Source organism: Pseudarthrobacter sp. NPDC080039 (assembly GCF_040702335.1).
Lineage (GTDB): Bacteria > Actinomycetota > Actinomycetes > Actinomycetales > Micrococcaceae > Arthrobacter > Arthrobacter enclensis_A.
This window is the reverse complement of sequence record NZ_JBFBKY010000027.1, coordinates 1-11,646: the sequence shown is the minus strand read 5'-3', so window position 1 is coordinate 11,646 and position 11,646 is coordinate 1. Positions and strand designations below refer to the sequence as shown.

At 64.8% G+C, this 11,646-nt stretch carries 7 protein-coding genes and 2 pseudogenes; 4 read left to right on the top strand and 5 right to left on the bottom strand.

The features are described 5' to 3' along the window. Positions 1–241 (top strand): annotated as a pseudogene (locus AB0313_RS19185) (esterase); the annotation flags it as partial. A gap of 301 nt (positions 242–542) precedes the next feature. On the opposite strand, the pseudogene AB0313_RS19180 reads toward AB0313_RS19185, so the two are convergent. Next, positions 543–1,051, bottom strand: a pseudogene (locus tag AB0313_RS19180) (recombinase family protein); the annotation flags it as partial. Between the two features lie 443 nt (positions 1,052–1,494). On the opposite strand from AB0313_RS19180, the gene AB0313_RS19175 reads away from it, so the two are divergent. Both AB0313_RS19175 and AB0313_RS19170 read left to right on the top strand, forming a co-directional pair. Continuing rightward, on the top strand, positions 1,495–3,561 hold the full coding sequence (locus tag AB0313_RS19175) for an MDR family MFS transporter (RefSeq protein WP_366307618.1): 2,067 nt from the start codon (positions 1,495–1,497) through the stop codon (positions 3,559–3,561). Continuing rightward, complete coding sequence (locus AB0313_RS19170; protein ID WP_366307616.1) at positions 3,558–4,151, top strand: TetR family transcriptional regulator; 594 nt, start codon at positions 3,558–3,560, stop codon at positions 4,149–4,151. The genes AB0313_RS19175 and AB0313_RS19170 overlap by 4 nt, the downstream gene beginning before the upstream one ends. Positions 4,152–4,438: 287 nt before the next feature. On the opposite strand, the gene AB0313_RS19165 is transcribed toward AB0313_RS19170, so the two are convergent. Further along, a complete protein-coding gene (locus AB0313_RS19165) occupies positions 4,439–5,218 on the bottom strand; it encodes a VOC family protein (RefSeq protein WP_366307614.1) in 780 nt (259 codons plus the stop codon). A 1,291-nt stretch (positions 5,219–6,509) separates the two neighbouring features. On the opposite strand from AB0313_RS19165, the gene AB0313_RS19160 reads away from it, so the two are divergent. Further along, on the top strand, positions 6,510–7,178 hold the full coding sequence (locus AB0313_RS19160; RefSeq protein WP_366307612.1) for a VTT domain-containing protein: 669 nt from the start codon (positions 6,510–6,512) through the stop codon (positions 7,176–7,178). Positions 7,179–7,356: 178 nt separating this feature from the next. Here the strand turns inward: AB0313_RS19160 and AB0313_RS19155 are convergent, their stop codons facing one another. The 3 genes from AB0313_RS19155 to AB0313_RS19145 all read right to left on the bottom strand — a co-directional run bounded on the left by AB0313_RS19155 (position 7,357) and on the right by AB0313_RS19145 (position 11,505). After that, positions 7,357–8,028 (bottom strand): DUF1345 domain-containing protein, encoded by a 672-nt coding sequence (locus AB0313_RS19155; protein WP_366307610.1) that lies wholly within the window; start codon positions 8,026–8,028, stop codon positions 7,357–7,359. 208 nt (positions 8,029–8,236) lie between these two features. Then, positions 8,237–9,310, bottom strand: coding sequence for an alkaline phosphatase family protein (locus AB0313_RS19150; RefSeq protein WP_366307608.1), 1,074 nt, complete (start codon positions 9,308–9,310; stop codon positions 8,237–8,239). 515 nt (positions 9,311–9,825) lie between these two features. Then, positions 9,826–11,505, bottom strand: coding sequence for an alkaline phosphatase family protein (locus AB0313_RS19145; protein ID WP_366307606.1), 1,680 nt, complete (start codon positions 11,503–11,505; stop codon positions 9,826–9,828). Positions 11,506–11,646 lie beyond the last annotated feature (141 nt).

Genomic DNA, 11,646 nt, shown 5'->3' with positions numbered 1-11,646 from the left:
CCTGGTGAACGGCGGCTCTTATCAGAACTACCAGAGCGGGGCCATCGTGTCCTCCCCGGCAGCAGGCACCCACGAGTCGTACGGCCCGATCCGCGCAGCGTGGGCCTCCAGTGGTTTCGAACAGGGCACCCTGGGCTACCCGACTAGCGAGGTATACCCCGTTCCCAACGGAACGGCCCAAACCTTTCAAGGCGGCCAGATTACTGACATCAACGGAACGATTACCATCACACACTCGTAAACGTCCAAGCTGAGAACAACGATCTGGTCCAGATGGCCCCAGAGAGCGCCGGTGAGCAACTGCCAAGCAAAACGGTTCGGTTGAAGTGGCTTTGAGAAGGCGCGTGAAGCATCCGCTTCACTATGCTTCACCCGGGTTGGCCCCGGCCCAATCCGTCCTCCGACGCTCTTTGGATATTGACCGCTTTTTCTTTGAAGAGCCGATAACTGTGGTCTGTCAGCCTGGTGGTCCGGGAATTGGCAGTCTTGGCGAAGGCATAAAAGCGCATGGGCTTGTCTGTCAGTAGTTCTAGATGGCTGGCCTGACGAAGGTACTGGTAGACCGTTTCGCCGCTGATGCCGTAGTCGTGGGCGAGGAAGGACTTTCAGAACGCCGTTTTCAGCACGATGCACGAGTTCGGCGCCCCGTTCGAGGGTCACGGCCTTCTCCCGTCCCTTGAAGTCTCCGCGCTGCTCCGCCAGGGCGATTCCTTCCCGCCGCTTTCCCTGATCAGGGAGGGTTCCAACTCTGCGAAGGCACCCTCGCCGGTGAAGACCAGGCTGTCCTTGACAAACTTGACACGTGCCTCTTTGCGTGGGAGGCCTTGGACTGGAGCACGCAGGTCATCGAGGTTTCGGGCCAGCCGGTCCATGCTGTGCACCTCCACGGCGTCCCTGTCCCGCGCAAAACGCAGCAGCTCGGCCAGCTGGGGTCTGGAGGTGTTCCTGCCGGAGTCCATAAAGGGCGCTCAAGAACCTGGCCGTCGAGCTGGCGCTTCTCGTTCTGCTCCAGCGTGCTTACCCGTCCGTGCCCGATCCGCTGTCCGTCCACGGTAACCTCCAACCCGAGTGCCTGTGAGCTTCAGCTAGGCGTTTGCTACAAACAAGTCAACACACTGACTGCGGTGTTCTCAGGTCGGGGTCCAGCTCAAGACGAAATTGGTCCGGGGTGGCGACCATATTCAAAACGCGCCGATAGAGACCTCCTTCGAAGACGTCGGCTCGTGTATTTGCCGAAGTACCAGCCGTTGGATTTCTTGTTGGTCGCGGCCAACGCCGGGAGTAGGCCCTTCCCGGCTTGGCAGTAGCGGAGGTCACAAGGCCAGCCGTTGGTCGAATGTTGCAGAGTGTGTAAACTTGCAGTGTCTGCAAAGTTGCCTGTGCGAACTATTTGCACATTCCCTGAACAACCCTTTGAGAGATTCGGACCTTTCCATGTCCCAAGCAGCGTCGGGCCTATCCGCCCGCGATACGGCCGCACCGTCGGACGCAGTGATGACTCCCCGGCAGATCATGCTGGTCATCTACGCCCTCATGGCCGGCATGTTTCTTTCCTCGCTTGATCAGACGGTGGTGGGCACCGCGATCCGCACGATCGGCGATGACCTCCACGGCCTCGACCAGCAGGCCTGGGTCACCACCGCCTACCTGATCACGTCGACGATCGCCACGCCGATCTATGGCAAGCTCTCGGACATCTTCGGCCGGCGCCCCCTGTACATCTTCGGCCTCGTGGTGTTCATCCTGGGCTCATTCCTGTCCTCTTTTTCCACGTCGATGATCATGCTGGCCGCGTTCCGGGCCTTCCAGGGCATCGGCGCCGGTGCGCTCATGTCGCTGCCGCTGGCCATCATGGGCGACATCCTCGCCCCGCGCGAGCGTGCCAAGTACCAGGGCTTCTTCCTCGCCGTCTTCGGCGTCTCCTCGGTGGTGGGGCCGCTGATCGGCGGCGTCTTCGCCGACGCCAGCCAGATCGCCTGGATCACCGGCTGGCGCTGGGTGTTCCTCATCAACGTCCCGATCGGCATCGTCGCCCTGCTCATGGTGCTCGCGTTCCTGCACCTGCCCAAGTTCCACAAGCACGCCGCGCCGCGCATCGACTGGTGGGGCGCGACCGCCGTCATCGTCACCCTCGTCCCCCTCCTTCTCGTCGCCGAGCAGGGGCGCGAATGGGGCTGGGGCTCCGCCGCGTCCATCACGTGCTTCGTGGTCGGCAGCGTGGGGCTCGTCGCCTTCATCCTCATCGAGCGGGCCATGGGGGCGGACGCGATCATCCCGCTGCGCCTCTTCCACTCCCGCACGTTCTCGATGGCCACCGTCCTCGGCTTCCTCGTGGGCTTCGCCATGTTCGGCGCCATGCTGACCCTCCCGCTCTACCTCCAGCTCGTCACGGGCCTGACGCCGACCGAGTCAGGCTTCGCGACACTGCCCATGATCGGTGGTCTCATGATCGCCTCGATCGCCTCCGGCCAGATCGTCTCCCGCACCGGCAAGTACCGCATCTTCCCGGTCACGGGCACGTTCCTCGTGGCCGTGGGCTACCTCGTCCTGACCGCAATGACGATCGACAAGCCGCTCTGGTACCTCATGGGCGCCATGTTCCTGATCGGTCTCGGCCTCGGCCAGCTCATGCAGTCCCTCGTCCTCGCCTCGCAGAACTCCGTGGCGCCGCGGGACATGGGCGTGGCCACGAGCTCGTCCACGTTCTTCCGCCAGATCGGCGGAACGATGGGCACCGCCGTGCTGCTCTCCATCCTCTTCGCCCTGATGCCGGCCAACATCGCCACGGCCATGCAGAACAAGGGCGACCTCACGAGCGCCCTCGACGCAGCCCTCACCCCGTCGGTCGCAGCGGAGCCGGCGAACAAGGGCGTCATGGGCCAGATCTGGTCCCCGATCGTCACCCCGGTGCAGGCCCAGGTGCAGTCCGGGCGCGACCAGGGCGCGGCCGCCGCAACCCAGGCCGCAGACCAGGCCGTGACTGCCCAGGTGACAGCCGCCGTCCAGAAGCAGGTCGCGGCCGGTGCGATCCCGGCGTCGGCCGCGCAGGGGATCATCGACAGCCAGGCCGCCGCGGCGAAGCCCGCCGCGGAGCAGGCCGCCCTCCAGACAGTCGCCCAGAAGGCCGGCGCCTCCCTGGTCAACGGCAAACTCGCGGTCGACTACTCCGACCAGCACCAGCGCAGCGCGATCGTGGACAAGGTCGCGCCGGCCCTGATCGACAAGCTCAAGGAAAACAGCACCTCCCAGGGCTCCTCGTCCTCGACGACCTCGGACACGTCCTTCCTCAAGGGCGCGGACGCGCGGCTCACACGGCCTTTCATGACCGGCTTCAACAACTCGGCCGTGAGCATCTACTGGGTCGGCTTCGGCGTGATCGTCCTCGCGTTCATCCTCTCCTGGTTCTTCAAGGTCCCGCCGCTGCGCCAGCGCTCTGCCCTGCAGGAGCAGGCCGATGCCCAAGGAACGGCGGACGACCTCGGCTCCGACGCGGCGCTGGCCGCGGCCGAATCCGGGGCCATGACCGGCCCGGACACCGGCCGGATCAAGACGCACCGGTGAACCAGATCGAAGAGCTCGACGAGGTCCGCCCCCTGCGGGAGCGGAAGAAGGAGCTGACGCGGCGCGCAATTCACGACGCCGCCATGGCCCTCGCGCTCGACCGCGGCTTCGCCCAGATGACGGTCGCCGACATCTGCGCGGGCGCGGGCATCTCCGAACGGACCTTCTTCAACTACTTCCCCTCGAAAGTGGCGGCGGTCCTCGGGCTTCCCGAGGCGCCGCTGTCCGAAGCGCAGGAACGGCGGTTCCTCGAGGGGACCGGGCCGCTCATGAATGACGTGTGCGAGCTCGTCGCCGGGCTCGCGGGCGGACCCGAGGCCGACATTCCGCGAGTTAAACGGCTCATGGGCTTCGAACCGGACCTGCTGGCGGCCCTGCACCAATGGTCCTCCGGTGCCCGTAAAGTGGTCATCAGCCTCGTGGAGCGGCGCACGACGCCGGAGCGGTCCCGCCTCGCGGTGAGCCTGGCCTTCGCCGCCCTCATGCTCCACGCCGACCCGGAGTATGCCACGGAGACGGGACGCGCCACTCCCGCCCAACTGCGGGAGACCGTTGCCAAGCTATGCACCGTGGGCATAGGGCAGGACTAAGGACCTGCGTGAAACGAAGCTGCTGACTGGTCTGATCTGACGAAGCCCACAGGGTGAGGTCCCCCGGCCCGGATAATGCGGAAGTGCACCGCTCTCCGCGTACGGTAGGTGCCGGACCCTGTCTTCGCCTGTCGCGGGAGCAGCTGGCAGGGTCTCCCCGGAGTTGCGGCGATCTCGCTCGACCACCCCGTTCGGCAGGAGGGATCCGGTCGGCCTGGGCCGGCAGTCTTCCTGTCGGGTGCAAGGAAGGCTGCCGGCAGGGACGCTACGGGGCGGGCTCGTTGTGTTTAAGGCTGGGTGGGTCGTTGGGCGATTTTGAAGGCAGCGCCGGTGGGGTCCGTCAGGGTTGCCATCCGGCCGAAGGGCGTGTCTTCCGGGGCGTGGATGACGGTGCCTCCGAGGGATTCAGCGGTGGCGACCGCGGCGTCGGCGTCATCCACCCCGAAGTAGATCTGCCAGTTTGAAGGCACCGGTTCGGGTAGGTAGGAGGACGCGTCCATGATGCCGGCCCGGGATTCGACTCCGGATCCGAGAGTGGTGTAGCGGAACTCTTCGGTGTCGCTCATGACGGAGGTATTCCAGCCGAAGGCGTCCTGGTAGAACTTCACGGATGGCTCGTACGCCCGGGTGTGCAGTTCGTGCCAGAACGGGGCGCCGTGTTCGCCCGCCAGTTGGAACCCGGTGTGTCCGCCGAACTGCCAGGCACCGATAACGGCACCGCCGGAGTCGGCGAAGAGAGCCATGTGGCCCTGCTCCGGTACTTCCATAGCGGGCATCAGGATCTGACCGCCGGCCGCCACGGCCGCGTTCTGGGTCGCGTGGATATCGTCCACGCGCAGATACGTGGTCCACGCGTCGGGCTGGCCGGAGCCGGGCTCATTCTGCATCATCCCTGCCACCGGGGCGCCCTTGGCAAAGGCCATCACGTATCCGCCGTAGGTTTCCTCGTCACCAGTTTCGTAGGCCCAGCCGAACAGACTGGAATAGAACGCGCGCGACGTCTCGATGTCGGAGCTGGTCAGGTCTACCCAGCAGGGATCACCAGGAGCGATGGTTGGCTTAGGCACGTAAGGTCCTTTGATAGTAGTCAGCAGGTCTTTGTCACTCTAATCCGCGCACACGGACCTGAAGCAGCAACCATGGCGAAGTATTCGCCCGCAGGCGGGGATTATCATCGGCCGGCACTCCGGCAGGATCCGGCCGTTACGGGCGGACGAGGACCCGGGGGGGTGGGCCGGCGGCTGTCCGATGCGGCGTCCGGATCTCCGGGATCCCCTGGCCACCGGCCCCTTTCCCCATTTGTAAGGCCCTGCCTCAGCGGCAGGATCTTGATCTCCACAGTAGGAGCTGTTCCCCCGACGGCCCTCCAGGATCAGCACAAGATTGGCTCAAGACTGCATAGCGCTCAGTTACGTGCCAGGTCCGCGCCGCCAGAAATCGAATCGCCTGCCAATCGCCTCCTGGACGCGCGCCTGAGGCGTGGCCGCGGGCCGGGTAATCGTGGTCCTGGGCGTAGCGGACGCCTGCGACCAGGTCACTCAGGGAGGGCTGCCCGAAGGGCATGGTGGGGGTGCTGGACCAGGACAGGGGGCCGGCTTCATCGAGGATGGAGCTCTTTGATTCGTTGAACGGGTCCTGCTCGCGCTCCTTGATCGCGGGGGAGAGGTTCGGGCCCCATGACCGTGCCGCTTCCTCACCCAGGCCGTAAGCGCCAGCAGGCGAGCCTTCGTTGACAGGTACAAATCTGTACAAAAGCAGGTTTGCCCTGCATAAATGCAAGTTGTACACGGGGGTAACGAACAGTAGCCTTTTCGGGGCAACTACCGCACCCCCCGGTCGGAGAAGCCAGGAAGACTCCGAGGCGTCCCCCATGCCTCGGGGTCTTCTGCTCTCCAGCTTTGGTCGTTAGCATGAGCGGCAGGAACATGCGATTGGACTGGGTGTTCTGTGCGGCAGAGGAACATATTGGGGGCCTCTGTCGCTCTCCTTTGTCCGGTCCAGGGCGCGACGCCAGGAATGGCTGACCAATCCAGCATCGCGTGGCCGCGGTTGGATGACCTCCGGGTGCCTGATGCCTTGCGGTGTGCAGCGGTTTGTGTGCTCCGGTGCTCGTTGAAAGCACCTACCCTGCTCGCTGGCGCCACGTACGAGCAGGCACCAGGACCGGGAAATGCAGTCACTCGGCTGCTAAGAAGTAGCGCCAGGAGTGTCCCGACATGAGACGTGAGTCAGCCGGTTCGTCGTCTAGGGCTGGCAGGCGAATGGTGGCGTGGGCCGATGACTCGAGTCCCCTGGTGCCCTTTTTCAATGGGCCCATGATGCTTTGCCGGCTGTCTGTTTTTGCCTGCAGGGAGCAGAATGGTGGCATCGCACAGCCAGCTGAGAGGACCGAGCTTGCCGGATTTAACGTCGTTGCTGTCTGGATCGGGGCCGTGGCTGATCGCTATCGTCGCAGTGGTCATGTTTATTGAATCCGGGGTTCTGTTCCCGTTCCTGCCCGGGGACACGCTGCTGTTCTCGATCGGTGTTCTGGGACCGACCCTTCCCGTTCCGCTGCCGGTGTTGGTCTTGGTGGCGGCACTTGCGGCGATAGGGGGGAACCAGGTCGGGTATTTGATGGGCAGGGTTGCTGGAAGGCGGTGGTTCCGCCATGACGCACGGGTTCTTAAGCTGAAACATCTTGAGTCGGCGGAGTCGTTCTTCGCACGCTACGGCGGCCGCGCGTTGGCGTTGGCCAGGTTCGTGCCGGTCGCCCGGACTTACACCCCACTTGTCGCGGGAGCCGCCCGTTACGGCAGGCGCCGGTTCCTGGCCTGGAACGTTCTCGGCGCCTCGTTGTGGACTGTTTCGTTCACATTGGTGGGTGTGTGGCTGGGCCACGTTGAGTTCATTGCGAAGAACATCGATGTGCTTGCCACGGTACTGGTCCTGGCTTCTGTCACTCCACTGGGCATTGAGGCATGGCGCCGACGCGCCAAAGCCCGCCGTCAGGGCATGCCTGCGCCCGCTGAAAGCGATCCGGACTGACGCCTTCCCCGCTGCCCGGAGGGTCAAAGGGGTGGTTTTCCCGCCAGGCCTTTGATTCCTACCTTGGGACCACGCCGGAGGCTGGCGCGGCTCCTCACCGGCGGACCCCTGACACGCTTCGGCGTGTGACCGCTGACGGGGACGGTAAACGGGCTCATGGCACCGGCTGGATGGGGTCTTAGTGGGTGAGGCCGGACACGAGGTTGATGGTGGTGGCCAGGACAATGGCGCCAAGGAGGTAGGACAGGAGCGCGTGGCGCAGGGCGGTGCTGCGGATCGCGTCGGTTTTCAGATCGGTATCGGAGACCTGGAAGGTCATTCCCAAGGTGAAGGCCAGGTAGGCGAAATCGGCGTACCGGGGTGCTGTCTCCTCGTTAAAGTCCACGCCGGCGCCGTCACGGTAGTAGATGGCGGCGTACCGAAGGGTGTAAAGGGTGTGGATCAGGAACCAGGACAGGGCGATGCTGCCGAACGCCATGGCCACGATGCCGTCTTTAGCCGGTCCTTGGGCGTTTGATGCATCCACCAGGATCAGGGCCACTCCGGCGAAACTTGCCACTGTTGCGCTCAGGACCAGGGCGTCGGAGAAGACCCGGCCGGGGTCTTCCCTGCGGGCATGGGCAGCTGTCGCCTCCGGCCCCAGGTGCCGTATGACGCTCCACACCCAGATAAGGTAGGTGGCCGATGCCGCTGCCCAGCCCATGGCCGGCGCGTAGGGCCAATGTCCCGTAGAACCCACGACCACAGCAACGACCAGGCCGATGCCCAACATGACCAGCACCCGGAGGCGGGAATGATGCGAACGGGAGCTGTAGGCGCCTGCTTCTCCCGGAACGGCATTCGAATTCATGGCAAGATCTTCCCACGGCGACCAGCACCGTCGAGGGATAAGTACCCCGTTAGCGCTGACGAAATGTCGATGTCGGGTGGAGAAAACTCTTTCTGGGCATGTTGGGCTGCATGCTTTTTTGTGCAGTTGCAGGGCCCGCCGCCGCTCGGCGGCGAGAACTCCGGGACCGTGCCGTCAATTTTGCGGGTGGTCGAGCGTGGCTTTTTGTCTAGGTGGCGGATTGGTAGACGTCTTTGCCGAAGGCGGTGAGTCCGGGCTCGTTTGCGCCGGCGAGGTGGGGGAGTGAGAAGAAGTCTTCGATGCTGGCGAGCAGGCTGTAGTGGTTGTAGGGGTGGTCCGAGGTGGCGCCGGAGGCGGTGAAGGGGGAGATGATCAGCGCGCCGACCTGGCCTCCTTCTGTTCCTCCTGTGACGCCTGTTGAGGGGCCGACGGTGCCTCCGTCGGTTTCGTCGAAGGTGATCACGAGCATTCCGTCCTGCCCGAACGCGGGGGAGGCAAGGATTCCCGGGATGTTCTCGCGCAGCCAGGCATCTGCTGCCGCCAGGCCGCCCGGGGTGCCGTCGGCGCAGGGGTTGTCGTGTCCGTCGTGGCAGAGGTTGGGGGAGATGTAGGACAGGTTGGGGGTGGTCCCGGCAGTCTTGAGGTCCTGCTGCAGGGCGGAGAGGTTGACGACGTTGTTCTCGCAGGCAGGGGTTGAGGTGATCGATGCGAAGTAGACGAACGGGTCATGGCGGGTCGCGTACTGGTCCCCGGGGGTGGCTTGCTGGTTGTCGTCCGCGCTGTCCAGGGCCGGGTGCTGGCAGGGGGTGGACATGTCTTCCATGTACGCTTTCCAGGTTTTACCGGCGTCGGTAAGTTGGCCGGCGATGGTGGGAACGTTGTCGGGGTAGACGCAGCCGGTGCCCAGTAGCCTGCCTTGGGAGTCTGTTCCGGAGGGGGTGAACGGGGTGTAGGTCGGGCAGTCTTTTTCCGTGCTGCTGTTGGGTGGCTGGCCTGAGATCTGGGCCAGATAGTTCGGCAGTGAGTCGTGTGCGATCCCGTAGTAATTGGTCAGCAGCACGCCCTGCTGCCGCAGGGTTTTGGAGAGGTACGGTGCTGCGGTGTCGTTGCCCCACACCTCGTCATAGCCTTTGTTTTCCAGGTTGATGACGAAGACGTGTCCTGGCGTACCGGCCCGTGCCGCCGGAATGACGGCATGGGAGGGCGCGCACCCGGCAGCGACGGCCGCCAGCAGGGCCAGCACCAGGAACACTCCCGGCGGCTGCCACCGCGGCAGACTCATCGGTCTCCGTGGTGCCCGCGACAGTGGTGTCGTGTCCATGTGGCGCTCCCTGATGGCTGGGGTACAGGACTTGCCGATCCCGGTACTGTCGCACAGCGATCCGGGCAGCCGGCCGGATGGCGTCTGGGAATTCACCCTGAATTCCGTGCTGTTGGGGGGGGATCCACGGGGGCCGGTGATGACTTGGACGCCTGGCTCGAAACAGGAGGCTCGCTGACCGTGAGTCTGGCTGACGCAGTGGGTATGGGAACACCAGCGGCGTTGAGGGCAGCCCCGTCCGGGCAGCCATCAACGCCGCGGAAGCGGTGGCAGTTGACGCAGGGTTGTGCGCGTATCCCGGAAACCGGCCGATCGCTTGGAGGTACCGGTGTCTTCGCCGACGCCTTCAGCTGCCGAGGGGACCTCACATCAGGTGAACTCCGGAGCACGCTGGCGGTGGTGGCTGCTGATGACGGCGGAGGGCTTTCCGCGGGGGGTTGCCACGGAAGGCCCTCCGGTGTCAGGCCCGGTGGGTGTCAGTACTGGGGCAAAGTCTTGGTTCCCTCGATCCGCACTGCCTGGAGTTTGTTCGGGTCCAGGCCGAGGGTCTTAAGGATTGTCGGGGCGATCTGGGTGGTTTCCACGGTGCTGGTCACGGTGCGGGCCTTCTCGTCGGCGGCGCGTCCGGAGATGACGAGGGGCACGTCCCGGTCTTCGGCGGACGCGCCGCCGTGTTCTGCGATTTTCGATGTACCACCGGTGTACACCACGCCGGTTTGTGCGATGCCGAGGATGTCGGGGTAGCGTGCGTCGCTGGTTTTCGTGCCGAAGTAGTTGGCGACGTCGCTGCCTGCGTAGACGGTGCCCAGTCCCGAGGCCGGCACGGTCTTGGTGGCACCGTTGATGTCGTTGCCGGTGGCAGGGTGGGATGTCAGGTAGTCCTTGGCGAACTGCGCGGCCGCCTGGGAGTGGTCGGAGAGCCAGAGCTGCATGATGTCGTCATCGGTGGAGAAAGCGACCAGGTCAGGGGTCCCCGGGTGGGCGGCCTTCCAGGCGGCGTTGAGTCCGTCGACGATGGTGCCGTCCGGGACCCTGGTGAGCTGGTTCGGGTCAGTGGGTGCCTGTCCGTGTTTCGCCGAAAGGATGATGGTCGTGTCCTTGGCCTGACCGGAGCCTGACAGGGCAGACTCCATCTTCCCGACGGCGGTGTCTACGTAGTCGAGGGCTTTGCTCAGCAGGGGGCCCGGCGTGGTGCCGCCCGGGAGGTAGCCGCCGCTGAGGCCGTCCGACGTCGGGAGCTTCTGCGCGGTGGAGACGGACTGGAAGTTCATGCCGAAGATCGCCGGTACGGACGCGGTTTTTGTTCCGGAGTGGTCTTTACCGCCGATTTCGTTCAGGACTGCCTGGACCTTGTAGCCGTCGTACTGCTGGGTGGCGGCGTTGTCCTGCGTCCAGTCGCCGGTGAACGGGGCGGGGGCCTTGCTGTTGATCTCGGGGGCGAAGAGATCGTGGACGCCCTTGCCGGAGGGTCCGTTCAGGATTTCATAGGCCGGGTGTTTATCGGACCAGGCGGTGGTCAGGCCAGCGCTTTTGGCGACTTCAAAGACGGTGTTGACCTTCAGGTACTGGTGTGGGTACACGGGTTGGCACGTGCCGGGGTCCACGGGCAGGGCTGCCGGATTGAGGAGTGATCCAGGCTGGCCGGTCATGTTCATGATGCTGGCGGGCAGGCCGCCCAGGCCCTGCCCGGCGTCGAGCGCATCCGGGTTCTTATCCGCGGCCTCAGTCAGTGCCACCTCGGTCCCGGGGACGGCGTCCTTGCAGTCGGTGGTCCCGGCGGGCAGCAGAGCCCGGTTGAACGTGTCGTCGTAGTAAATCCCTGTCGTTCCGGGGTTGCCGCCGGTGAGTTGCCCGACCATGCCCGGGAAGGAATCGGAAGGGACGGGAGTCTGGGCGTGGGTGTAGCTTGTGCCGTGGTCCACCAAAGCGGCCAGCGCCGACTGTGGATGTGCCGCGACGTACCAGTCCAGGTCCTTCTGATGCAGGCCGTCCACCGAGAGCAGCAGGACGTGCTTGGACGTCTCCCCCCTGCCGTCCTGCCCGTCGTTGCCGTGCTGGCCGCCATCGGCCCGGGCCGGTCCTACTGCAGCGCCGGCTATCGTGACCGCGCCGAGGACCGCCGCTGCGGCAACCCCGCGCTTCATTGCTGACTTCATCAAAAATCCGACCCTTCGCCAAAGTGAAACCACGGAATGACTTGCTCCCGTTACCTTTTTCGTAGCCCGTTCCTGTTGCAGGATGAGGGTGTGTTGGCCGGTCGGTCCCGGCATGGTTTCTGCCCCCAGTCGTTTCATGAT

Bases quoted from the DNA above. Each gene is read 5' to 3' on its own strand.
- AB0313_RS19175 (WP_366307618.1), top strand. From the start codon at position 1,495: ATGACTCCCCGGCAGATCATGCTGGTCATCTACGCCCTCATGGCCGGC.
- AB0313_RS19160 (WP_366307612.1), top strand. From the start codon at position 6,510: ATGGTGGCATCGCACAGCCAGCTGAGAGGACCGAGCTTGCCGGATTTA.
- AB0313_RS19155 (WP_366307610.1), bottom strand. From the start codon at position 8,028: ATGAATTCGAATGCCGTTCCGGGAGAAGCAGGCGCCTACAGCTCCCGT.
- AB0313_RS19150 (WP_366307608.1), bottom strand. From the start codon at position 9,310: ATGAGTCTGCCGCGGTGGCAGCCGCCGGGAGTGTTCCTGGTGCTGGCC.
- AB0313_RS19145 (WP_366307606.1), bottom strand. From the start codon at position 11,505: ATGAAGTCAGCAATGAAGCGCGGGGTTGCCGCAGCGGCGGTCCTCGGC.